The 22,161-nt window shown below is 59.9% G+C and carries 22 protein-coding genes; 12 read left to right on the top strand and 10 right to left on the bottom strand.

Annotation, left to right across the window (positions count from 1 at the left end; translation table 11 throughout):
* On the top strand, window positions 1-356 hold a 356-nt coding region (locus ACIQAL_RS12890; protein ID WP_401145806.1), incomplete at its 5' end, for a hypothetical protein.
* Window positions 357-497: 141 nt separating this feature from the next.
* Here the strand turns inward: ACIQAL_RS12890 and ACIQAL_RS12895 are convergent.
* The 7 genes from ACIQAL_RS12895 to rfbB form a co-directional block, all read right to left on the bottom strand.
* The gene (locus ACIQAL_RS12895; protein WP_401145808.1) at window positions 498-962 is read right to left on the bottom strand and encodes a YiiD C-terminal domain-containing protein; all 465 of its coding nucleotides are present in this window, start codon (window positions 960-962) and stop codon (window positions 498-500) included.
* Window positions 949-2,325: a sigma-54 dependent transcriptional regulator gene (locus ACIQAL_RS12900; RefSeq protein ID WP_341960672.1), complete on the bottom strand. Its 1,377-nt coding sequence runs from the start codon at window positions 2,323-2,325 to the stop codon at window positions 949-951. The genes ACIQAL_RS12895 and ACIQAL_RS12900 overlap by 14 nt, the downstream gene beginning before the upstream one ends.
* Complete coding sequence (locus tag ACIQAL_RS12905) at window positions 2,322-4,133, bottom strand: ATP-binding protein (RefSeq protein ID WP_401145809.1); 1,812 nt, start codon at window positions 4,131-4,133, stop codon at window positions 2,322-2,324. Before ACIQAL_RS12905 ends, ACIQAL_RS12900 begins: the two co-directional genes overlap by 4 nt.
* A gap of 148 nt (window positions 4,134-4,281) precedes the next feature.
* On the bottom strand, window positions 4,282-5,163 hold the full coding sequence (gene rfbD / locus ACIQAL_RS12910) for a dTDP-4-dehydrorhamnose reductase (RefSeq protein ID WP_401145811.1): 882 nt from the start codon (window positions 5,161-5,163) through the stop codon (window positions 4,282-4,284).
* A complete protein-coding gene (gene rfbC, locus ACIQAL_RS12915; protein ID WP_166594186.1) occupies window positions 5,160-5,705 on the bottom strand; it encodes a dTDP-4-dehydrorhamnose 3,5-epimerase in 546 nt (181 codons plus the stop codon). Before rfbC ends, rfbD begins: the two co-directional genes overlap by 4 nt.
* Window positions 5,702-6,577, bottom strand: a complete 876-nt coding sequence (gene rfbA / locus ACIQAL_RS12920) for a glucose-1-phosphate thymidylyltransferase RfbA (RefSeq protein ID WP_401145812.1) — start codon at window positions 6,575-6,577, stop codon at window positions 5,702-5,704. The genes rfbC and rfbA overlap by 4 nt, the downstream gene beginning before the upstream one ends.
* Window positions 6,574-7,653, bottom strand: coding sequence for a dTDP-glucose 4,6-dehydratase (rfbB, locus tag ACIQAL_RS12925; protein WP_401145815.1), 1,080 nt, complete (start codon window positions 7,651-7,653; stop codon window positions 6,574-6,576). The genes rfbA and rfbB overlap by 4 nt, the downstream gene beginning before the upstream one ends.
* 279 nt (window positions 7,654-7,932) lie before the next feature.
* Here rfbB and ACIQAL_RS12930 point away from each other — a divergent pair, with 279 nt between their 5' ends.
* The 7 genes from ACIQAL_RS12930 (at window position 7,933) to ACIQAL_RS12960 (ending at window position 16,420) form a co-directional block, all read left to right on the top strand.
* Window positions 7,933-10,860 (top strand): aminotransferase, encoded by a 2,928-nt coding sequence (locus ACIQAL_RS12930; RefSeq protein WP_401145817.1) that lies wholly within the window; start codon window positions 7,933-7,935, stop codon window positions 10,858-10,860.
* 274 nt (window positions 10,861-11,134) lie between these two features.
* Window positions 11,135-12,241 carry an agmatine deiminase gene (aguA, locus tag ACIQAL_RS12935; RefSeq protein WP_401145820.1) on the top strand — a complete coding sequence of 369 codons (1,107 nt, stop codon included), beginning with the start codon at window positions 11,135-11,137 and terminating at the stop codon, window positions 12,239-12,241.
* 201 nt (window positions 12,242-12,442) lie between these two features.
* Complete coding sequence (locus ACIQAL_RS12940) at window positions 12,443-12,622, top strand: hypothetical protein (protein WP_401145822.1); 180 nt, start codon at window positions 12,443-12,445, stop codon at window positions 12,620-12,622.
* A gap of 251 nt (window positions 12,623-12,873) precedes the next feature.
* Window positions 12,874-14,142: an OprD family porin gene (locus ACIQAL_RS12945; protein ID WP_341960664.1), complete on the top strand. Its 1,269-nt coding sequence runs from the start codon at window positions 12,874-12,876 to the stop codon at window positions 14,140-14,142.
* A gap of 157 nt (window positions 14,143-14,299) precedes the next feature.
* Window positions 14,300-15,073, top strand: coding sequence for an AraC family transcriptional regulator (locus tag ACIQAL_RS12950; protein WP_401145824.1), 774 nt, complete (start codon window positions 14,300-14,302; stop codon window positions 15,071-15,073).
* Between the two features lie 173 nt (window positions 15,074-15,246).
* Window positions 15,247-15,420, top strand: a complete 174-nt coding sequence (locus ACIQAL_RS12955) for a DUF1427 family protein (protein WP_166594195.1) — start codon at window positions 15,247-15,249, stop codon at window positions 15,418-15,420.
* Window positions 15,421-15,460: 40 nt separating this feature from the next.
* Window positions 15,461-16,420, top strand: a complete 960-nt coding sequence (locus tag ACIQAL_RS12960; protein WP_401145826.1) for a zinc-binding alcohol dehydrogenase family protein — start codon at window positions 15,461-15,463, stop codon at window positions 16,418-16,420.
* Window positions 16,421-16,462: 42 nt separating this feature from the next.
* Here the strand turns inward: ACIQAL_RS12960 and ACIQAL_RS12965 are convergent, their stop codons facing one another.
* The 3 genes from ACIQAL_RS12965 to ACIQAL_RS12975 all read right to left on the bottom strand — a co-directional run bounded on the left by ACIQAL_RS12965 (window position 16,463) and on the right by ACIQAL_RS12975 (window position 18,250).
* A complete protein-coding gene (locus ACIQAL_RS12965; RefSeq protein ID WP_401145829.1) occupies window positions 16,463-17,212 on the bottom strand; it encodes a substrate-binding periplasmic protein in 750 nt (249 codons plus the stop codon).
* Between the two features lie 131 nt (window positions 17,213-17,343).
* Window positions 17,344-17,664 (bottom strand): hypothetical protein, encoded by a 321-nt coding sequence (locus ACIQAL_RS12970; protein WP_074757986.1) that lies wholly within the window; start codon window positions 17,662-17,664, stop codon window positions 17,344-17,346.
* A 277-nt stretch (window positions 17,665-17,941) separates the two neighbouring features.
* On the bottom strand, window positions 17,942-18,250 hold the full coding sequence (locus ACIQAL_RS12975; protein ID WP_401145831.1) for a hypothetical protein: 309 nt from the start codon (window positions 18,248-18,250) through the stop codon (window positions 17,942-17,944).
* 172 nt (window positions 18,251-18,422) lie between these two features.
* On the opposite strand from ACIQAL_RS12975, the gene ACIQAL_RS12980 reads away from it, so the two are divergent.
* The 4 genes from ACIQAL_RS12980 to ACIQAL_RS12995 all read left to right on the top strand — a co-directional run bounded on the left by ACIQAL_RS12980 (window position 18,423) and on the right by ACIQAL_RS12995 (window position 22,037).
* Window positions 18,423-18,746, top strand: coding sequence for a helix-turn-helix domain-containing protein (locus ACIQAL_RS12980; RefSeq protein WP_166594198.1), 324 nt, complete (start codon window positions 18,423-18,425; stop codon window positions 18,744-18,746).
* A 146-nt stretch (window positions 18,747-18,892) separates the two neighbouring features.
* On the top strand, window positions 18,893-19,804 hold the full coding sequence (locus ACIQAL_RS12985) for a LysR family transcriptional regulator (RefSeq protein WP_401145833.1): 912 nt from the start codon (window positions 18,893-18,895) through the stop codon (window positions 19,802-19,804).
* A 104-nt stretch (window positions 19,805-19,908) separates the two neighbouring features.
* On the top strand, window positions 19,909-21,102 hold the full coding sequence (locus ACIQAL_RS12990) for a CaiB/BaiF CoA transferase family protein (RefSeq protein ID WP_401145836.1): 1,194 nt from the start codon (window positions 19,909-19,911) through the stop codon (window positions 21,100-21,102).
* Window positions 21,099-22,037, top strand: coding sequence for a hydroxymethylglutaryl-CoA lyase (locus ACIQAL_RS12995; protein ID WP_166594201.1), 939 nt, complete (start codon window positions 21,099-21,101; stop codon window positions 22,035-22,037). The genes ACIQAL_RS12990 and ACIQAL_RS12995 overlap by 4 nt, the downstream gene beginning before the upstream one ends.
* The last annotated feature ends 124 nt before the right edge of the window (window positions 22,038-22,161 follow it).

Here is a 22,161-nt window from a genome sequence, read left to right on the forward strand (position 1 = left end):
TGGCTTGCCTACGATCTGCCGGGCACCGGCAGCAAAACCTGACGGCTGCGATCCATGTGACCCACCGCATGCACAGGATTTGCTGCCGCTTCGCGCCAGATCGCGAGCAAGCAGCGCTCCCACGCCTTCGGCAGAAGCCGATCGCAGGTAACTCAACATTCTGCGGTGGGAGCAATTGGCTTTTGATTCTGGCCGAAGGCCGTGGGAGCGCCACCCCGGCACTCCCACGCCTTCGGCAGAAGCCGATCGCAGGCAACTCAACATTCTGCCGTGGAAGCAATTGGCTTTTGATTCTGGCCGAAGGCCGTGGGAGTTGGCTTGCCTACGATCTGCCGGGCACCGGCAGCAAAACCTGACGCCTGCGATCCATCTGACCCACCGCATGCACAGGATTTGCTGCCGCTTCGCGCCAGATCGCGAGCAAGCAGCGCTCCCACGCCTTCGGCAGAAGCCGATCGCAGGCAACTCAACATTCTGCGGTGGACCCAATTCCGGGTTCATTTATGCAACACATACTGCCCAACAAACTCCACCGCTGAATCGTCCGATCCTTCGGCCACGATTCGGGTGTTCAGCGCCAATCGCGCACGACCGCGACGCTGATAAAGCTTTACGAATTTCTCCCAGGTCGCGTCATCCGGCGCTTCGCAAATCGCCACACCGTCACGCTTCACCGGCAGCGGATAGCTGATCTGGCCGTCCTGGATCACGATATGGCCGTCTTCGATCCCGGCTTCTTTCAACCGCAGGTACAGCCAACCCCAACCCGCCAGCACGGCGCCGCAATACAGGCTGCCGCCAAACAGCGTGCTCTTGTGGTTGATGTTCTGCGCCAACGGCAAGTGCAGGCGCAGTTGATGGTTTTCCCACGCGATGACTTTCATGCCCATGTCGCGGGTCAGGGGGATGTCGTGATGCAGCACGGTTTCCAGGTAGCTGGCCGCAGATTCATTCGTTGTCATCGGAACCGCCACCGCTAAAGATCAGGCCGTGTTTGCGCAGTTTGTCGTGCAGGGTTTTGCGGGGGATGCCCAGTGCTTCGGCGAGGCTGCGAACGGAGTTGTGAGGGCGGGTCAGTTCGGCGGCAATCAGAGCGCGCTCGAAGGCTTCGACTTGATCACTCAGGCCACCGGTCGAGGCGGGCATGTGCGGCGACGTGCCTTCCAGCTCCAACTCCAGACCCAGCGCAAAACGCTCGGCGGCATTTTGCAGCTCGCGCACATTCCCGGGCCAACTGTGGCGCAACAGCATTGCCCGTTGCCCCGGTTGCAGCTCGTGGCGAGGCAAGCCGTGACGCAGGCTCCCGGCGTCGGCGAAATGCTGAAACAGCACCAGTGCATCCTCGCCCCGTTCGCGCAGAGGGGGAATGCGCAGCGGCGCGACGTTCAGGCGGTAATACAGGTCGGCCCGGAAGCGGCCTTGATCGGCGGCGTGACGCAGGTCTTCCTTGGTGGCGGCGACGATGCGAATGTCCAACGGGATCTGCTGATTGCCGCCCAGCCGTTCGACCACCCGTTCTTGCAACAGCCGCAGTAGCTTGACCTGCACGTCCATGCTCATGCTCTCGATCTCATCGAGAAACAGCGTGCCGCCGTTGGCGAATTCGAATTTACCGATGCGCCGTTTTTGCGCCCCGGTGAAAGCGCCCGGCTCGTGGCCGAACAGCTCGCTCTCGACCACCGACTCCGCCAGCGCGCCCGCGTTGATCGCAACAAAAGGGCCGTTACGGCGGTTGGACAGATCATGCAGCGCGCGGGCCACGACTTCTTTACCGGCGCCGGTTTCACCGAGAATCAGCACATCGGCCTTCGTGGCTGCCAGCGCACCGATCTGGTCACGCAAGCGCTGCATCTGGGGCGAGAGGCCGACCAGTCGCGCACTCAGTTGCTGACGATCACTCAGCTCAAGACGCAGGCTCCGGTTGTCCAGCACCAACCGGCGCAAGGCCAGTGCCCGGCGCACGCTGTCGAGCAGCGCGTCGCTGGCGAAGGGTTTTTCCAGAAAGTCATAGGCCCCGGCCCGCATCGCCTGGACGGCCAGCGGTACATCGCCGTGACCGGTGATCAGCAGTACCGGGAGTTCCGGGTCTTGTGCGTGGAGTTGGTTGAGCAGTTCGAGGCCGTCGATGCCTGGCATGCGGATGTCACTGACGATCACCCCCGGCCAGTCACGCTCAATGCGGGCTTGCAGGCCAGTGGCGTCGCTCAGCGGCAGGACTTTCAGACCTGCCAGGTCCAGCGTCTGACTCAGGGCCTGACGCAAGTGTGGGTCGTCGTCGATCAGCACAACCTGAATACGGCTGTCGATGGCGGTGTCCGTGGTCATGCAGATAGATCCTCCGGCGGTTGAAGACTGACCCCTGAAGCCCCGGTGCGCATGCGCAACGTCAGCAGCGCGCCCCCCTCGGGGTGATTGGCGAACAGCAGTTCGCCGCCCAGCGCGCGCATCAGCGTATCGCAGATCGCAAGGCCCAGCCCCAGGCCCTGCGTGCGCGTCTTGGTGGTGAAGAAGGGTTCGCGCGCATGCTCCAACGCCTCGCGGGAAAAGCCCGGGCCGTTGTCGCGAATGTACAGGTTGACGCCCTCGGCGTTGTACTCGGCACTTATCCACAATTTGCGCGGCGGGCCTTTCTCGGTGAGAGCGTCCAGTGCGTTCGCCAGCAAATTGCCGAGCACCTGCCGCAAGCGGGTTTCGCCAGCCTGCACCCACAGCGTGGCGTCGGGCAGGTCGCGGATCAGCTCGACGTCCATGGCACGGCGCCGTTTGGCGAGCAAGGCCAGTGCGTCGTCGAGGGCCGGTTGCAGCGCCACGCTTTCAGGCGCGTGCCGGTCACGCCGGGCGAAGGCCCGCAAGTGCGCGATGATCGAGGCCATACGTCCCGTAAGCTCGCTGATCAACTTGAGGTTGCCCCGTGCATCGTCGGTGCGCTGGTGATCGAGCAGCACTTCGGCGTTTTCCGCGTAGCTGCGGATCGCTGCCAACGGCTGGTTGAGCTCATGGCTGATGCTGGCCGACATGGTGCCCAGCGCCGACAGTTTGCCCGCTTGAACCAGCTCGTCCTGCGCACGAAACAGCTCCTGTTGCGCATGTTCCCGTTCCAGCACTTCCTGGCGCAGCCGCTGGTTCAAGCCTTCCAGGTCGCTGGTGCGTTCCATCACCCGCACTTCCAGTTCGCGGCGGGCTTTGCCTTCGAAGTTGATGCGGTCCAGGTAGTGACGCCGCCGCTGCATCATGATGCCGAGCAGCAACATCAGCACCAGCAACGTCGCGCCGCCGATGGCGACCACCGTGCGCACTGGACGCGAGACCAGCACTTTCGGGGCGAGGATGTTCACGCTCCAGCCGGTTTCGTCGATCTGCTGGGTCTGGGTCAGCCAGCCGTTTTCATTCAGTTGAAGCGGGCGCGGGTCGCGGGTCGGGTACGGCTGAATCGCAACGATGGCCTGTTTTTCTTCTTCGCTGAGCGGCCGTGTCGCGCGGAAACGCCAGGCCGGGTTGGACGTCAGGATCACCACGCCGTTGTGGTCGGTGACCAGCAATTGCTCAGGCGTCTTGCCCCACAGGGTTTCGGTCAGGTCCAGATCGACCTTGACCACCAGCACGCCGATGACAGTGTTACCGTCATGCACGGCGGCGGCGAAGAAATACCCGCGTTTGGCCGACGTGGTCCCCAAGCCGAAGAAGCGACCCAGTTTGCCGGCCATGGCGTTGCTGAAATACGGGCGGAAGGCGAAATTCCGACCCACGAAACTGTCGCGCTTGTCCCAGTTGGATGCCGCGAGGGTTTCGCCGTTAGGCGCCATCAGGTAAATGACTTCCGCGCCGGTTTGCTGGGCCGTATTCATCAACAGCAGATTGGCCTGCTCTTGGGTCTGCTTGTCCTGAGGGTTGGCCAGCATGGCGCGTAAGCCCGGCAGGTCACCAAGGATTTGTGGCAGCACTTCGTAACGGTGCAGCGTGCCGAGGAGGTTGGCGACGTAGAGGTCCAGCGTCTGGCGGTTCTGGCTCAGCAGCTCATTGAGGTAATAACGCTCGGCCAGGCGTTCGAGCGGCCACAGCAGCGGCGCGAGGATCAACGCCAATAACGCGAGGCTGCGCCAGCGAGGGCGACGGGGTAGGGTGGTGCTGTTCATCGTATGCGTACGCTGCCGATTTTTGTGATGCCTGCATCGACGTCTCGCGGATGAATTCGCTTCCACAGGGGGGGGGGCGTTTTTCTGTGGGGGTGGATTCATCCGCCAACGAGCGCGCAGCGGTCGCAATAGATTACACGCGATTCGCCTATCGCTGCTGAGCTAAGCACTCCAGCAATGCAGCGTGCCAATCCGGCTGGCTCACGCCCCATTCCTGTTGCAGGTGGCTGCAATCGAGGCGGGAGTTGAGCGGGCGTTTGGCGGGGGTTGGGTAGGCGCTGGAAGGGATCGGCTCAATTGTCGCGCACGGCTTCCCGACCTTGATCAGTTCCTGACCAATCGCCTCCGCAAAACCTGCCCATGACGTTTCGCCGCTGGCCGTCAGGTGATACACGCCCCACTTGCCGGGCTCGCCGTCACGCCAGCGCTCTATCAACGCCCGCGTGCTCTGCGCGATGGTGCCCGCCCACGTCGGTGCGCCAATCTGGTCGGCCACGATGGTGAGTTTTTCGCGCTCTTGCAGCAGGCGTTGCATGGTCAGCAGAAAGTTGCGGCCGGTCAGGGAATAGACCCAACTGGTGCGCAGGATCAGGTACTGACCACCGGCCTTTTCGATGGCCTGCTCCCCGGCGAGTTTGCTGCTGCCGTAGACGCCCAGCGGGTGGGGCGTATCTGTTTCCGTCCATGCTTCGTTCTTGCTGCCATCGAACACGTAATCGGTGGAGTAATGAATGAATGGGATGCCCAGCGCGGCAGCTTCTTCAGCAAATACGCCGGGAGACGTCGCGTTGATCGCGTAGGCCAGGTCGGGTTCACTTTCGGCCTGATCCACTGCCGTGTGCGCGGCAGCGTTGATGATCAGGTCCGGTTTGACCTTACGCACGACATTGCGGATCGACTCCGGCTCACTCAAATCGAGCTGGTCGCGACCCACCACGATCAGCTCACCGAGGTCCTTCAGAGTGTGCTGCAACGCTTGCGAGACCTGGCCGTGTTGCCCGCTGATCAGAATCCGCAGTGGCGCACTCACGGGAACAATTCCGCGTCTTTGAGGCTTTTGCCGACCTGGTCCTTGGCCGACAAGGTTGGCGCGTCGCTCAGGCCCCAGTCGATGCCCAGCTCTTCGTCGTCCCAACGAATGCAGCGCTCGGCGGATGGCGTGTAGTAGTCGGTGGTCTTGTACAAGAACTCGGCGTGATCGCTGAGCACCACGAAGCCGTGGGCGAATCCTGGTGGAATCCAGAGCTGGCGAGCGTTTTCCGCCGACAGCTCAAGGCCGAACCATTTGCCGAAGTGCGGCGAGCTGCGGCGGATGTCGACAGCGATGTCCAGCACCTTGCCCGCCGTGACGCGCACCAGCTTCCCTTGAGGGTTCTGGATTTGATAATGCAGACCGCGCAACACGCCTTTCTGCGAACGCGAGTGATTGTCTTGCACGAACTGATCGGTAATCCCGGTGGCTTCGGCGAAGGCTTTGGCGTTGAAGCTTTCGTAGAAGAAACCGCGCTCATCACCGAACACTTTAGGCTCGATGATGAGCACTTCTGGCAACTCGCTTTGAGTGACGTTCACTGGCTTTCCCCGGCAATTTTGAACAGGTACTGACCGTAGCCGGTCTTGCCAAAATAGTCAGCCCGTTTGAGCAGATGATCGCGATCGATCCAGCCGTTCTGATACGCAATTTCTTCGAGGCACGCGACTTTCAGGCCCTGACGATGCTCGATGGTCTGCACATATTGCGAGGCGTCGAGCAGGCTGTCGTGAGTGCCGGTGTCGAGCCAGGCAAAGCCCCGCCCGAAACGCTCGACGCGCAGGTCGCCGCGTGTGAGGTAAGCGTTGTTGACGTCGGTGATTTCCAGCTCGCCCCGAGGCGACGGTTTCACGTCTTTGGCGATCTGAATGACGCCGTTGTCGTAGAAATACAAACCCGTTACGGCGTAGCTGGACTTCGGTGCCTTGGGCTTTTCTTCGATGGACAGCGCGTGGCCGTTCTCGTCGAAATCAATCACGCCGAAGCGCTCCGGGTCCTTGACCCAATAGCCGAACACGGTTGCGCCCGAGATGTGCTCAGCCGCTCGCTTGAGCTGATCGCTGAAGTGCTGACCATGGAAGATGTTGTCGCCCAGGATCAGGCACACCGAATCGTCACCAATGAACTCCTCGCCGATCAGGAACGCCTGCGCGAGACCGTCCGGCTTGGGCTGTTCGGCGTAGTGGAAATGCACGCCGAACTGGCTGCCATCACCGAGTAGGGCCTTGTATTGCGGCAGGTCCAGCGGCGTGGAAATGACCAGGATTTCCTTGATGCCCGCCAGCATCAGCACCGAGATCGGGTAGTAGATCATCGGTTTGTCGTAGATCGGTAACAGTTGCTTGGAGACCCCGAGGGTGATGGGGTGCAGGCGCGTGCCCGACCCGCCTGCCAGTACGATTCCTTTAGTCATGCGATCAGATCCTTCACGTTGGTGCCCAAGCGTTCGCCCTGGTAGCTGCCGTCCTGCACGTTGCGGCACCATTCCAGGTTGTCGAGATACCACTGCACGGTTTTGCGCAGCCCGGATTCGAAGGTTTCTTCCGGCGTCCAGCCCAGTTCGCGCTCGATCTTGCTCGCGTCGATGGCGTAGCGCATGTCATGGCCAGGGCGGTCGGTCACGTAAGTGATCAGGTCCGCGTAGTTGGCCACGCCTTTGCGCTGCTCCGGCGCCAGTTCTTCAAGCAGGGCGCAAATGCCACGCACCACGTCGATGTTCTTTTGCTCGTTATGGCCGCCGATGTTGTAGGTCTCGCCGACCTTGCCTTCAGTCACGACCTTCAGCAGCGCGCGGGCGTGATCCTCGACGAACAGCCAGTCCCGCACTTGCAGGCCGTTGCCGTAGACCGGCAGCGGTTTGCCCGCGAGGGCGTTGAGGATCACCAGCGGAATGAGCTTTTCCGGAAAGTGGAACGGCCCGTAATTGTTCGAGCAGTTGGTCACGACGACTGGCAGGCCGTAGGTGCGTTGCCAGGCGCGAACCAAGTGATCGGACGCCGCCTTGCTGGCCGAATAGGGCGAGCTGGGTGCGTAAGGCGTGGTTTCGGTGAACAGGTCATCGACGCCATGCAGGTCGCCGTACACCTCATCGGTGGAAATGTGGTGGAAGCGGAACGCGGCGCGCTCGGCCTCAGGCAAGGTCAGCCAGTAACCGCGAGTCGCTTCCAGCAGGCTGTAAGTGCCGACGATATTGGTCTGGATGAATTCCGACGGGCCGTCGATGGAGCGGTCCACGTGGGATTCAGCGGCCAGATGCATGATCGCGTCAGGCCTGAAACGCGCCAGCACTTTGCTGACTTCGGCCTGATTGACGATGTCCTGCTGCACGAATTCGTAGCGGGTGTTCGTCACGATGCTGTGCAGCGATTCGAGGTTGCCTGCGTACGTCAATTTGTCGAAATTCAGTACGTCGTGGTCGGTGTTATTGATCAGATGGCGGATCAGCGCCGAACCGATAAATCCGGCGCCACCGGTGACAAGTATTCGCATAGCCAGACCTTCTTCCCTGGATGGACGTCAAGATAACGAAGCATAGCTTGTGGGTGAGTGGTGACAGGCGCAAGGCGCAAACGCCCATATGGCCATGAAATTAATTGATGGCCAGGCCTGCATAGCGTCATAAAACTGCCGTGAGTGTTTCATCCGCTTAACGACTACGCTATCTATCGATCAGCTAAATGATTTCTTTACGTTGCGCTGTCGCAGGGTTGCGAATTTCACGAGCAACTGGCGATATTGCGCGTTCATCCCTGTCCCGAGACCCTTCACATGCCGCTCGCCACCCTGATTCATCGATCCAGCCTGCCTTGCCCGGAGGTCACTCCCGATCAGGCGGCCGAACTGCTTTCGGTGCATTACGGGCTGGTGGGTTCGTTGAAGGAGTTGGGCAGTCAGCAAGACCGAAATTTCTTGCTGGACACAAACGAAGGGCGGCGCTTTGTGTTGAAGATCTGCCGGGGCGACTACGCCACCGCTGAGTTGGCGGCCCAGCATGCAACGCTTCGGCACCTGGGGGCGCACCCCGATCTGCGGGTGCCGGGGGTGGTGCCTGCGGTCAGTGGCGACGACATCTTGTCGGTCGAGGTGGGTGGGAACGCGGTGCACGTGCGCTTGCTGGAGTTCATCGACGGGCAGTCGCTGGCCAATGTTCAGCACCTCAGCCGGGACGTGGTGACCCGTTTGGCTGAGCTGTGTGCCAAGGTCGATGTCGCACTGGCTGACTTCGACCATCCGGGGCTGGAGCGCATTCTGCAATGGGACCCTCGCCATGCGAGCGCGCTGATCAAACACCTGCTGCCGGTGATTGAAAACGCGGATGAGCAGGCCTGCATCGCCAATGCAACGGATCAGGCCCATGCCCGGTTATTGCCATTGATCGCTGCATTGCCGGTGCAAGCCATTCACCTGGACATCACGGAATACAACGTCGTCTGGGAACGCGACGCCCACCATATGTGGCAGTTGCAGGGCCTGATCGACTTTGGGGATGTGGTGCGTACCTGGCGCATCGCGGACCTCTCGGTGACCTGCGCCGCGCTGCTGCACCATGCCGAAGGCGATCCGCTGTACATCCTGCCGGCAATTCAGGCGTATCACCAAATCAACCCCTTGCAGATCGAAGAGCTGAAAGCGCTGTGGCCGTTGATCGTCAATCGCTCGGCGGTGCTGGTGCTCAGCAGCGAGCAACACGGCAGTGTCGAGCCGGATAATGCTTACATTCAGGCCAACCTCGACAGCGAATGGAACATCTTCGACGTGGCGACTTCGGTGCCGATGGCGTTGATGGAAGCTGCGATTCTGGACGCCGTGGGTCTGCTTGAAACGACCAACGAATCAAAAGGCGAAACGCCGTTTTCGCCCCTGCTGCCAAGTCTGGCGGGGCAGCCATTCAAAACCGTTGATTTGGGTGTCCTCAGCGCGCATTTCGAGGCGGGAAACTGGGAGCAGAGTGGCATCGACGAGACGCTCCTCAAGGAGGCGGCCCACGAGCACGGCCTTGCCGCCAGTCGCTACGGGGAGTTCCGGCTCTCCCGAACGTTGCTCGACAGCGCCCATGAGCCGGACACCTTCGCGTTGCACGTCGAACTGCTGATCCCCCACGGGACAGCGGTGCACGCGCCTTTTCACGGCACCTTGCGACACACCGCCGACGGCGCGTTAATGCTCGCCGGTGCCCATTCGAACCTGCGCCTGTGGGGCGTGCGATCGGATTTCGATTCCGGAGTCGAGTTCGGGGCCAGCGATGTGATCGGGCAGGGCGGCGGTTCATTGATCGTGCAGTTGTGTTCCGAACGCAACGTCAGCCCGCCGCTGTTTTGTACGCCTTCCCGCGCTGCTGCCTGGCGCACGTTGTGCCCCTCGCCAAGCGGTTTGCTGGGGTTCGATTGCGACGCGCCGCTCCCCTCAGACGCTGCCGAGTTGCTGGCCCGTCGCGACGCCAGTTTTGCTCGCTCACAGAAGCACTATTACCAGGCGCCGCCGCAGATCGAACGCGGTTGGCGCAATCACCTGATCGACATGCAAGGCCGTTCGTATCTGGACATGCTCAACAACGTCGCGGTCCTCGGTCATGGTCATCCGCGCATGGTGCAGGTCGCGGCGCGGCAGTGGTCGTTGCTGAACACCAACTCGCGCTTTCATTACGCGTCCATCGCCGAATTCTCGGAGCGGCTGCTCAAGCTGGCGCCGCAAGGCATGGATCGGGTGTTTCTGGTCAACAGCGGCACCGAAGCGAATGATCTGGCAATCCGGTTGGCTTGGGCCTACAGCGGCGGGCGCGATGTCTTGAGCGTGCTGGAGGCGTATCACGGCTGGTCGGTGGCCACCGATGCGATTTCCACGTCCATTGCGGACAACCCGCAGGCGTTGAGCACGCGTCCGGATTGGGTGCATCCAGTGGTCGCGCCGAACACGTATCGGGGCGAAGCGCGTGGCGCGGACAGCACGCCGTTCTACCTGAAAAGCGTGGATGCGCACTTGGCACGACTGGCCAGGCAGGGGCGTCAGGTGGCGGGTTTCATCTGCGAGCCGGTGTACGGCAACGCGGGTGGCATCTCGCTGCCGCCGGGTTACTTGAGCGAGGTGTATCAGAAAGTCCGCGCGCAGGGCGGGGTGTGCATCGCGGACGAGATTCAAGTGGGGTACGGCCGTCTCGGGCACTATTTCTGGGGCTTTGAAGAGCAGGGCGTGGTGCCGGACATCATCACCATGGCCAAGGGGATGGGCAATGGACACCCGCTTGGCGCGGTGATCACACGGCGCGAGATTGCTGAGGCGCTGGAAGCCGAGGGCTATTTCTTCTCATCGGCGGGGGGCAGTCCGGTGAGCTGCCATATCGGCCTGGCGGTGCTGGATGTCATGGAAGACGAACAGCTGTGGGAGAACGCGCAGGTGGTCGGCGGCTATTTCAAGGAACGGCTGCTGGCGCTGATCGACCAACACCCGTTGGTGGGCGCAGCTCACGGTTCGGGCTTCTATCTCGGACTAGAACTGGTGCGCAATCGCCAAACCCTCGAACCCGCCACCGAAGAAACCACCTACCTGTGCGACCGGCTGCGCGAACTCGGCATCTTCATGCAACCCACCGGGGATTACCTGAACATCCTCAAGATCAAACCACCGATGGTGACGACGCGTCGCAGCGTGGATTTCTTTGTTGACTGCGTTTCGAAGGTGTTGACCGAGCTTGAAGGGTAATTAAACCTGGCGCTTTGTCGGGCATGGAACAGGTCATCTGTGGGAGCGAATTCATTCGCGAATGGTCGGTACATTCGACGCATCTCCGTCGTCTGTGCCACCGTTTCGCGAATGAATTCGCTCCCACAGGCTGTTTTTTTTACAGATTTATATCGAATTTTAGTCCAGATTATTCTGCATTTTATGTGAGATAAACTTCTAAGGCGGATATATATCGGCTATAAAGTCGACCCTGTCCCGCTACTTCCATCGCTGCTCACTGGAGTCCTGATTAATGACCACACTCAACAGCACACCACGCGCCGACGGCTTCTACATGCCTGCCGAATGGGCCCCGCAAACCCAGACCTGGATGGTGTGGCCTGAGCGCCCTGACAACTGGCGCCTAGGCGGTAAACCCGTGCAGAGCGCCCATGTCGCGGTGGCCAAGGCGATCGCCCGCTTCGAACCTGTGACCGTCGCCGTATCCGCTGCGCAATACGACAACGCCCGCGCGCGTCTTGATGTGCCGAACATCCGCGTCGTCGAAATCAGCAACGACGACGCTTGGGTGCGTGACACCGGCCCGACCTTCGTCATCAATGACCAAGGCGAGGTGCGCGGCGTGGACTGGGGCTTCAACGCCTGGGGCGGCTTCGATGGTGGCCTGTATGCGCCGTGGAACCTGGACGAACAGCTGGCCAGCAAAGTGCTGGAAATCGAACGCTGTCCGCGTTACGTCACCGAAGGCTTCGTGTTGGAAGGCGGCTCGATCCATGTCGATGGCGAAGGCACGCTGATCACTACCGAAGAATGCCTGCTCAATCGCAACCGCAACCCGCACTTGTCCCGCGAAGAGATCGAAGCCGTGCTGCGCGATCACTTGTCGGTCGAGAAGATCATCTGGCTGCCAGACGGTTTGTACAACGACGAAACCGACGGCCATGTGGATAATTTCTGCTGTTACGTGCGCCCAGGTGAAGTGTTGCTGGCGTGGACTGATGATCCGAAAGACCCCAACTACCCGCGCTGCCAGGCGGCCATGGGCATTCTGGAAAACGCGCGTGATGCCAAGGGTCGACCGTTCGTCGTGCACAAGATGCCGATTCCCGGTCCGTTGTTTGCCACGGATGAAGAGTGCGCAGGCGTCGATCAGGTGCACGGCAGCCAGGAACGCAACCCATCGGTGCGCCTGGCCGGTTCGTACGTTAACTTCCTGATCGTCAACGGCGGCATTATTGCCCCGAGTTTCGACGATCCGCTGGACGAAACGGCGCGTCAGATCTTGCAACGCCTGTTTCCAGAGCATGAAGTGGTCATGGTGCCGGGCCGCGAATTGCTGCTCGGCGGTGGCAACATTCATTGCCTGACTCAGCAGCAACCGGCGCCGCACCGCCGCTGAGTTGGTTCACTTCTTGCTCTCATCAAAGCCTGTCGAACGACGGGCTTTTTTGTGGGTAGCGACTTCTCGTTTTTCTAGGAAGGGGTGTTTCCACGAAGGCTTAGCGGTGACGCGAGTCGTTCGTCTGTAACAAAAGCTCCGTAGATTTCGCGGTCCAAGACGTAAGAGGTTATCCCTATGAACGCAGGTCATGAGCCACGCGTGACTCAAGGTTTGTCTGCGAGCAGTGAAGCACGGCAGATGATGGCGGACTGGTTACGGATAACCCAGGCTTCAAAACACCAGGCTCCGGATTACCGGGCCATGCTTTCCGAGCGCTACCCCTCTGGCCTCATCAACGATGCGGAAATCGAGGCGTTGCTCGGAATTTGGCACAAATGATCATGCGCACCTGTTCCAATTTGGAGTAGGCGCACTTCATCGTTTCGGCCTTCATCAAATTGACACTCATCGGTGCTGGCGATAGCATTCGCGCCTCAACCGCCTGTGGCCAAGCGCCATGTACGTGCATCAGTAGTCCACTGCGATGATTTCGTGCGGGCTTCCAGGACTGAAAGTAAGTCTGGGGAGACGCAATTACCTGTCCGGTTTTTGCCACAGCGCGAGATCACTCTGCCAACAAGGACAACAAGATGAAACAGCGTATCGGTCTGCTCGCTCTGGGCATCCTGGCGGCCACTCAGGCCATGGCTGACGGCCAAGCCGACTCCAAAGGCTTCGTCGAAGACAGCAGCCTCAACGTCAATCTGCGTAACGTCTACATCAACCGCGATTACAAAGGTGGTCCTCAAGACCGCGCTGAATGGGGCCAAGGCTTCATCGCCAACTACTCGTCCGGTTACACCCAGGGCACTGTGGGCGTCGGCGTTGACGCATTCGGCCTGTACGCTGTTCGTCTGGACGGCGGCCGCGGCAAAAGCGGCGCAGGCGGCATCGACTTCTTCAAGCAAGACAGCAACGGCAAAGCCGCTGACGACCTGTCCCGCTTCGGCGGCGCGGTCAAATTCCGCATCTCCAACACCGAGCTGAAATACGGCGACATGATGCCGGAGCTGCCGGTGCTGAGTTACGACAACTCGCGTCTGCTGCCAGAAACCTATACCGGCACCATGATCACCTCGAAAGAGATCAAGGACCTGACGCTGGTTGCAGGCCGCTTCACCGCTCAGACCCGCAAGAGTGCCGAAGGCCGCGACAGCGGTGATCTGAAAAGCATCAACGTCTACGGCGGCGCGTACAAATTCTCCGATGCGTTCAGCGCGGCCTACTACGCCTCCGATGACGAAGACACGCTGAAGAAGCAGTACGTCAACCTGAACTACGTCCTCGCGCTGCCGACCGACCAGTCGCTGACGTTCGACTTCAACGGCTACAAGACCAAGCTGGATCGTGACGTGGCGGTCGATGACGCCCGTGACAACAAAATCTGGAGCCTGGCGGCGACGTGGGCAGTGGGCATCCACTCCTTCACCATCGCGCACCAGCGCAGCACCGGCGAAACCGGCTACAACTACGGCGGTTATCGCAACAATGGCGGTTTCAGCGATGGCGGCAACTCCATCTACCTGACCAACTCCTACTGGTCGGACTTCAACGCCAAGGACGAGCGTTCGTGGCAGTTGGGCTACGGCGTTAACCTGTCGACCCTCGTGACTCCAGGCCTGAGCTACAAAGTGGCTTACGTGCGCGGCGACAACATCGACGATGGCACCAACCGTGGCGATGGCGAAGAGCACGAACTGTTCAGCCAGATGACCTACGTGGTCCAGAGCGGCCCGGCCAAAGACCTGTCCCTGCGCCTGCGCAACTCCTGGCTGCGTGTGTCGGACAACGCTTCCAACTACAACGTTGGGGGTAACGAAACCCGCATCTTCATCACCTACCCGATCAACGTTTTCTAATGTTGAACGGCGGTTGAGCTAAAGCGGCAAAAGAGCGCCCCGGTCGAGAGATCGGGGCGTTTTTGTTCAAGTGCTCGCCTGGATGGGCTATTCGCTGGTCAACGTTGGTCCCGTCTCGCTAACATTGCCCACACCCGATCTTTTGTTGGTCACTCTCATGGCCCTTGCCGCCCCTCCCGATCTCACCAACACCACCGTTCCGGTTCAGCGTGTTTCGCGCACGTACCCGCGCGGGCTTTACATCGAACCGCATGAGCATGACTGGGGGCAGGTGCTTTATGCCATGTCAGGGGTGATGTGGGTCGAAACACCCAACGAGGCATTGGTGGTGCCGCCACAGCGGGCGGTCTGGTTGCCGCCGGGGGTGTCTCATGGCATTCGCGTGGTGTCGGACCTGGAGATGCGCAACATCTACCTGCGCCCAGCGTTGTCCGAGACGCTGGAGCCGACCGTTCAGGTATTCGAAGTGGCGCGGCTGTTGCGCGAGCTGATCGTCAATCTGGTGGCCGAGCAGGACAAGGATTCCGAATATTACAGCGCCTTGGTCGGTCTGGCGTTGCTGGAGCTTCGACGGGCCAAGCGGTCGCTGCTGAAGGTGCCGATGCCCGACGACAGCGACCGTCGACTGATGAATATTTGTCAGGCGGTGATGATCGAACCCTCCATTGGCATCTCGTTCGAGCAACATGCCGAAAACGCCGGGGCCAGTGTGCGCACGCTATCCCGGTTGTTTCAGGGCACGCTGGGCATGGGTTTCGCCGAATGGCGCAGGCAGGTGCAATTGGCGACGGCGGTGGCGGAGATCATTCAGGGCGTGCCGGTCAGCACCATTGCGCGTTCGATGGGGTATTCGCCGAGCAGTTTTAGCGACATGTTCCGACGTGAGCTGGGCATGGCGCCATCGCAGTATCCGTTGGGCGAAATGGCGTAATCGCCAGACATCTCTGTGGGAATGAGCACGTTCACGCCTGCGGTCTGGACGTTACGTTCAGCCTGTCCGAAATTCAGAAGCACTTGGCCGGTAGGCATTTCCACCTTTCCCTAAACTCTGGTCCATCGCCCACGGCAGTCGTACTTCACGACGCCAGGCCCCCGGAGTTCGTCATGAGCTACATCATTTCACTCGCCATTGGTATCGCCGTCGGTTTGCTGTACGGCGCACTCGACTTTCGCTCACCCGCGCCGCCCTTGGTGGCGTTGGTCGGGCTGCTCGGCATGCAGGCGGGGGAAAAGCTGTGGCCCATGGGCCGCCAGCTGTTCGCCAACCTGATGTCCTGAATAGAACGAATTCTGTATTCCCACTCTGGATTTGAACGCCATGAAAGCACTGCAATTTTCCCGAACCGGCGACCTGGCTGCACTGGAAGTCGTTGAACTGCCCACTCCCGTTCCTGCAGCGGACGAGGTTCTCGTACAGATCAAAGCGGCAGGGCTGAACCCGAGCGACGTGAAAAACGTCATGGGCCGTTTCCCTTACACGACGCTGCCACGGGTGCCCGGTCGCGACTTCGCAGGCGTCGTCGTCGAAGGTCCAAGTGAGTTGATTGGTGAGGAAGTCTGGGGCACAGGCAACCAGATCGGTTTCTCGCGTAATGGCTCCCACGCGGGTTACATCACGTTGTCCGCCAAAGGCGTGGCGCTCAAACCCAAGTCCTTGAGTTTCGTGCAGGCCGCGAGTCTGGGTGTGCCGTACACCACCGCATGGGATGCGTTGGAGCGCAGTCTGGTAAAAGCCGATACCCGCTTGCTGGTGATCGGTGCCAATGGTGCAGTCGGCAGCGCTGCCATCGCGTTGGCTAAAGTCCGCGGAGCCCAAGTGCTGGCTGCCGTACGCCGTCCGGAACAGGTCAAAGCCCTCCAGGACCAAGGCTACAACGCCATTCTGCTGGGCAAGCCTGAAGAACTCTCGGCCCAAGTGAACTCAGTCTTCCAGGGCGGCGCGGATGTGATCTTCGACACCACCGGTTTCTGGCTGCCCGCCTCGGTACAGGCGCTGGCGCAGTTCGGCCGCATCGCAATCATCGCCGCCCCGGTAGACGGCCACGTCCAACTGCCAGCGCTGGCGCTGTACCGCAAAGGTGGCTCGGTGGTGGGCGTCAATTCGTTGCTGTACGGCGTCGAAGCCTGCGCGCGGATGCTGGAGCAGTTCGGCAAACTGTTTGACGACGGCACGTTGCCGCTGCCGACCGACTTGATCGAGACGCCAATTGAAGAAGGGCTCGCACGTTACGCAGAAGTGAATGAGGGCAGTGCGGACAAGATTATCCTGTTGCCGTGATCCCTCGTGTCGCTGGGCGAACCTTGCTGCGTTCGCCCAATCTCACCAAACCGGTAACCCTTTCACATACCCCGACTCAATCCTCGCCGACGTGCCATTGGCTTCCAGCGTATCGAGGGCCGTGCGCAGGCGTTCGACCATCTGCGGGTCGCAATCCTTGGAGCAGGCCAGGTAGAGGTTTGCGGTCATCAACACTCGGCTCATCACCAGTGGGCGGTCGCTGATTTGCTTCCAGATGTAGCGGGTTTCAGGCACGCCGTTGAACCACGCATCCACACGTCCTTTGAGCAGCATTTGAGCCGGGTTTTCACCGATCTTCAACGGGTAGATTTGCGAGGCGGGGAAGCCTTCTTCGCGTAGGCGGGTTTCCTGCGCTGTGCCGATTCCCACGGCGATGAGCTTGAAGGCTTTCTTTGCTTCGTCGAAGGTATCGACGCGCTGATCGAGGCTGAAAAACGTACGGTCCATCGTCATCACCGGGGCGATCCAGGTGAAGAGGCCTTCTCGGCTTTGCGTGCGCGTGAGCGGGGCGATCAGCATGTCTTTGCCATTGCTGACTTCCCGTTGTGCACGGGGCCAGGGCGGAGAGACAAAGTTGCCCGAGTATCCCGTCATCGCCATTGCCTGTACCACAATGTCGCCCACGATGCCGTGCGCGTCTGCCTGATTGAGCATGGTCAACGGTGGCGCTTCGGGAACGTAAAGGTCAACGGCGGAGGTGGCGAATGCCATGGGTGGACCTGCCAATACCGCACTGATGGCGTATCGGATAAAGCGGGAAATCCATTTCATGGCAGCAGCGCTCAAGGTAAATACAGGGCCTGTCAGGGCAGGCCTCTTGCCTGGCTCACGAGTCGGTCGGAAAGCCGCTCATGATTTTGCTGGAAAGGTACAACATTCAAGCTGCGAGGGCTTCACAAGACTCACGTCTTATTGTGCTCATTGGTGTAGCGGCCGCTCAGTTCCCATCCACATTCGAGCAACATGTCGATCCAGTCCTCATAGGAATCGTCGACGTCCAGCAGGTTCATGAACTGATCTTCGATGTGACAGCGAAAGGTCTGCTCTTCAACGTTCCACTCAACGTCCCGGATTCGCCAGGCGCGTTGATCGGGCAGTTGAATGTTCAGGCCATGGAAGGGCACGAACGGCAACTCGACCTCATACAGAAGCTTCGACCATTCAGAAGAAATTTCGGGGGTCTGATGGGTCCAGACGTATTTGATCAATCGAACATTGTGCACGGTTGGGCCTTCTCTGGTGTTTCGGGTGACGGGTCGCTGTCGCTGCGGGCGAAGGCGCGGGCCAGTCGGAATGCCTATACGTTACTAGATGGGCGCGTGATCGGGGAGGGGGCGCGTGATATCGCTGCCGCAGAGCCTCAGGTGTGCAAGGCTTGTGGGGCATCGTTGACGACGAATGGTGGGGGCGACGAGGGTTTTGAGTCAGTTTAGGGAGACCGTCTGGCAGAATCAGGCGCTGCAGGACAATGATTCGACATCCCTCAGCCCAATCGTGCTATCACAGAGACAGCCTCATCTCCTCTACGGCGCTATCCAGCTTTTCGCGTAACGGATCGATCAAGCACCAGATCTGATCCGCATCGAGCTTTTCGGTGTGAGCCGCCTCGAGCAGGCGGGTCGTCAGCTCCAGCGCCATATTAACGTTCGCTACCTGCTGCATCGCCGCGCTGACGGCGCCCACATGGCTCTTTACATCTTTCAACTCAGTCAACCATTCCAGTACGCGGGCCGCAGGTATTGGGGCCTTACCCTGGACGCTATTTTCAAGCAAAAGCTGAAGTGAGTAGAGGCGTGCTTCGATATTCATAGGCGACGCTCTCTGAGTTTGGGGGAGGCGATTTGTCTGAAACAGACAGCCGGACCTCGAGAACACCATTATTTGGATAAAACGGCGGTGCAGATAATTTCAGATCCTAAGTATGTCTTAGTACGCGGTCAACCTGATTCTAAGAATCTCTTAGCCTTTTAGCGGCTAATAAATGAGCATTTTTAGTAAGCGTTTGAAGGAGGCCCGAACGGCTGCCGGCCTGTCTCAGGAGCGGTTGGGCATTGAATCAGGGATTGATCCCGCCTCCGCCAGTGCGCGGATGAATCAATACGAAAACAATAAACACACGCCCAATTCATTAACCATCATTCAAATTGCGGCGGCTCTGGATCTTCCGCCCGCTTATTTTTATAGCGCTGATGATGAAGAGGCCAGAATGTTGCTCCTGTTTTATCGCCTCGATTCGCCCGGGAAAAAACAAATTCTGACATTGGCCGTTGAATTACACGGTCAGACCAAATTCCTGAACGTCTGAAATATTCAATCAGTTTGCAGATGTTTAGAAGACGATATTGATCCACATCTCTGATTTGTTGTCTTTCAAATTCCTGTTCTGGTGGGGTGATAGCCAGCCGTCGTTTTACGTATATGCTGGGCAGGCCCCGTGGCCGAGACCTGCCCATGCTTCACAAAAATCTCATTCGTCGCCTTGATCTGATCACCCTCAAGCTGTTCGTTGCCGTGCATGAAGAAGGCACGCTGACCCGTGCAGCGGCCCGCGAGGCCATTGCTGTATCGGCCGCCAGCAAGCGATTGATGGAGCTCGAAGAGGTCTTGGGCATTGGGCTGTTCGTGCGCAACGCCAAAGGCATGGTGCTGACCGCTGCGGGTGAGACCTTGCTGCACCATGCTCGGCGCATGCTGTTCGACCTCGAAAAAATGGGTCTTGAACTCGATGAGCACCTGCAAGGCATGCGCGGGTATGTACGCATGTTGGCGAACCTTTCGGCGATTATTCAGTTTCTCCCGGAAGACCTGCACGACTTCACCATCAGCCATGAGTTGGTCAAGGTCGATCTGGAAGAGCGGCCCAGCACCGGCGTGGTTCAAGGGTTGATCGACGGCGTTGCCGACATCGGCATCTGTTCGGAAGACACCGATGTTCAGGGTCTCTACAGCGTGCCGTACAGGCGCGACGAGTTGGTCGTGGTCATGCGCTCCGACCATGCGCTGGCTCAACGGGATCACGTCGCTTTCGAAGACACCCTGGGCAGTGATCACATCGGCCTGCACGCCGCCAGCTCCATCAACATGCGCACCCACACGGCAGCGCGCTCCCATGGCAAACCTCTACGCGTGCGTATTCATGTTCCGGGCTTCGACGCCATGTGCCGAATGGTGCAGGCGAACATGGGAATCGGCGTCCTGCCGCGTAAGGCGTTTGATTTGTTGGGCACACCATTAGGCCTGACAGCCGTAGGCTTGAGCGATGCGTGGGCCAAACGCACGTTGATTCTGGTGGTGCGCGACAAGGCCGCCTTATCCCCGGTCAGCCTCTTGCTGTTCGATCACCTTCAGCAGCACCATCACTAGCGTTCGCGTTTCGCGAACGATGCTTGCCAACATACGGTTGGATTTGCCAAACCCCGGTCCTCTAGTCTTGGTTACAAATTCCAAGAAACACTGAGGTATCCGCTATGACAGGCCCCCTGAACGGTGTGCGCGTAATTGAAATCGGCACACTGATCGCAGCGCCCTTCGCCGCACGCTTGATGGGCGAGTTCGGCGCTGAGGTGATCAAGATCGAATCCATGGGACAGGGTGACCCGCTTCGTAAATGGCGAAAGCTGCACGAAGGCACTTCTCTCTGGTGGTATCTCCAGTCTCGGAACAAAAAATCCCTGTCGCTGAACCTTAAATCCCCCGAAGGCATCGAGATCGTCAAGCGTCTGGCCGAAAGCGCCGACGTGTTGATCGAAAACCTGCGCCCTGGCGCGCTGGAAAAGCTCGGTCTTGGCTGGGATGTCCTACACGCTTTAAACCCCAAGCTGACGCTGGTGCGTATCTCAGGCTACGGCCAGTCCGGTCCTTATCGTGATCGTCCGGGCTTTGGTGCCATCGGCGAGGCCATGGGCGGCATCCGTTACACCACCGGCACCCCCGGTTCGCCTCCGGCGCGAGTGGGCGTCAGCCTGGGTGATTCACTGGCCTCGATGCACGCTGTGATGGGCGCGCTGATGTCATTGCTGCGAGTGAAAACCGGGCAAGGCGACGGCCAAGTCGTCGACGTCTCGCTGGTCGAAAGCGTGTTCAACCTCATGGAAAGCCTGGTGCCGGAATACGACATGCTTGGCCATGTTCGAGAGCGCACTGGTGGTGCACTGCCGGGTATCGCACCCTCCAACACCTACCCGACCGCTGATGGCGCATTTGTCGTCATCGCCGGCAACAGCGACCCGATTTTCAAGCGCTTGATGCACACGATTGGCCGTTCTGACCTGGCCGAAGCCCCTGAGCTTGCACAGAACGATGGCCGTGCCGCGCAAAGCGAGATGCTCGATGCGGTAATCAGCGCCTGGTCGTCCAGCTTGCCTATCGACGACGTCCTTGAGGCACTTGAACAGGCGGAAGTGCCCGCCGGCCGGATCTATAACGTCGCTGACATTGTGGCCGACCCTCACTATCAGGCGCGCGAGATGATCCTCGACGCGCAACTGCCCGGCGGCGCCAACGTGAAAATGCCCGGCATCGTGCCCAAACTCTCCGAAACACCGGGCTCGGTGAACTGGCAAGGCCCTGCCTTGGGGCAACACACTGACAGCGTCCTGAGCGATCTGGGCCTGACCGCTGCCGATATCGCACAACTCAAAACAGAGGGGGTGGTGCAATGATCACCGACTTTTCCGAGCGTTTGATCGTCCAGGAAGTTTCGCCGCGCGACGGTTTGCAAATCGAGCCCACTTGGGTCGAAACACCCGACAAAATCGAGCTCATCGATCAGCTTTCTCTGGCCGGTTTCAGCCGCATCGAGGCCGGCTCTTTTGTTTCGCCCAAGGCCATTCCCGCGCTGCGTGATGGCGACGAGGTGTTTCGTGGAATCTTGCGCCACCCGGGCGTGATTTACGTGGCGCTGATCCCCAACCTCAAGGGGGCGCAGCGTGCGATAGACGCAGGTGCCAACGAGCTGAATCTGGTGATGTCCGCCAGCCAGACCCACAACCTGGCGAACATGCGCATGCGCTGCGAGCAGTCGCTCAGTGCGTTTGGCGACGTCGTTTCCTTCGCCGCTGGCCATCCCGTGAGTCTCAACGGCTCTATCGCCACGACGTTCGGTTGTCCATTCGAGGGCAAGATCGACGAAGACCGCGTGCTGCAGATCGTCGATGCCTACCTGGAACTGGGCATGCAGGGCATTTCGCTGGCGGACACAACCGGCATGGCCAACCCGCGTCAGGTGCATCGGCTGGTACAGCGCGTGCTGACCCGCATACCCGCGTCGGCACTGACGCTGCACTTCCATAACACCCGTGGGTTGGGGCTCAGCAATGTCCTCGCGGCCTACGAGGCAGGCGCTCGCCGTTTTGATGCGTCGTTGGGTGGCTTGGGCGGTTGCCCGTTCGCGCCTGGCGCATCAGGAAATATCTGCACTGAAGACCTTGTGAACATGTGCGAAGAAATGGGGATCGAGACCGGTGTCGACCTGCCGCATCTCCTGAAACTCTCGCGCGGCCTGCCTGCGCTGCTCGGGCATGAAATGCCGGGGCAAGTTGCCAAGGCAGGGCGTAACTGTGATTTGCATCCCGCGCCTGAACATCTGCCGGGCTGATTTATCGCGAGACATCTGTAGCCAAACGCTTTACCGAATACGAACGAATACGCCTCGCCGCGCATTCGTCCAGACAACAAAAACAATAGGGCTCCCTTTGGGAAGTCCAACTGGAGTGACCGCA

The organism is Pseudomonas sp. NPDC088368, assembly GCF_044753445.1.
GTDB classification, from domain to species: domain Bacteria; phylum Pseudomonadota; class Gammaproteobacteria; order Pseudomonadales; family Pseudomonadaceae; genus Aquipseudomonas; species Aquipseudomonas bambusae.

Excerpts from the sequence above, each read along its gene's own strand:
- ACIQAL_RS12895 (WP_401145808.1), bottom strand. The coding sequence starts at position 962 with ATGACAACGAATGAATCTGCGGCCAGCTACCTGGAAACCGTGCTGCAT.
- ACIQAL_RS12900 (WP_341960672.1), bottom strand. The coding sequence starts at position 2,325 with ATGACCACGGACACCGCCATCGACAGCCGTATTCAGGTTGTGCTGATC.
- ACIQAL_RS12905 (WP_401145809.1), bottom strand. The coding sequence starts at position 4,133 with ATGAACAGCACCACCCTACCCCGTCGCCCTCGCTGGCGCAGCCTCGCG.
- rfbA (WP_401145812.1), bottom strand. The coding sequence starts at position 6,577 with ATGACTAAAGGAATCGTACTGGCAGGCGGGTCGGGCACGCGCCTGCAC.
- rfbB (WP_401145815.1), bottom strand. The coding sequence starts at position 7,653 with ATGCGAATACTTGTCACCGGTGGCGCCGGATTTATCGGTTCGGCGCTG.
- ACIQAL_RS12930 (WP_401145817.1), top strand. The coding sequence starts at position 7,933 with ATGCCGCTCGCCACCCTGATTCATCGATCCAGCCTGCCTTGCCCGGAG.
- aguA (WP_401145820.1), top strand. The coding sequence starts at position 11,135 with ATGACCACACTCAACAGCACACCACGCGCCGACGGCTTCTACATGCCT.
- ACIQAL_RS12945 (WP_341960664.1), top strand. The coding sequence starts at position 12,874 with ATGAAACAGCGTATCGGTCTGCTCGCTCTGGGCATCCTGGCGGCCACT.
- ACIQAL_RS12950 (WP_401145824.1), top strand. The coding sequence starts at position 14,300 with ATGGCCCTTGCCGCCCCTCCCGATCTCACCAACACCACCGTTCCGGTT.
- ACIQAL_RS12955 (WP_166594195.1), top strand. The coding sequence starts at position 15,247 with ATGAGCTACATCATTTCACTCGCCATTGGTATCGCCGTCGGTTTGCTG.
- ACIQAL_RS12960 (WP_401145826.1), top strand. The coding sequence starts at position 15,461 with ATGAAAGCACTGCAATTTTCCCGAACCGGCGACCTGGCTGCACTGGAA.
- ACIQAL_RS12965 (WP_401145829.1), bottom strand. The coding sequence starts at position 17,212 with ATGAAATGGATTTCCCGCTTTATCCGATACGCCATCAGTGCGGTATTG.
- ACIQAL_RS12975 (WP_401145831.1), bottom strand. The coding sequence starts at position 18,250 with ATGAATATCGAAGCACGCCTCTACTCACTTCAGCTTTTGCTTGAAAAT.
- ACIQAL_RS12980 (WP_166594198.1), top strand. The coding sequence starts at position 18,423 with ATGAGCATTTTTAGTAAGCGTTTGAAGGAGGCCCGAACGGCTGCCGGC.
- ACIQAL_RS12985 (WP_401145833.1), top strand. The coding sequence starts at position 18,893 with ATGCTTCACAAAAATCTCATTCGTCGCCTTGATCTGATCACCCTCAAG.
- ACIQAL_RS12990 (WP_401145836.1), top strand. The coding sequence starts at position 19,909 with ATGACAGGCCCCCTGAACGGTGTGCGCGTAATTGAAATCGGCACACTG.
- ACIQAL_RS12995 (WP_166594201.1), top strand. The coding sequence starts at position 21,099 with ATGATCACCGACTTTTCCGAGCGTTTGATCGTCCAGGAAGTTTCGCCG.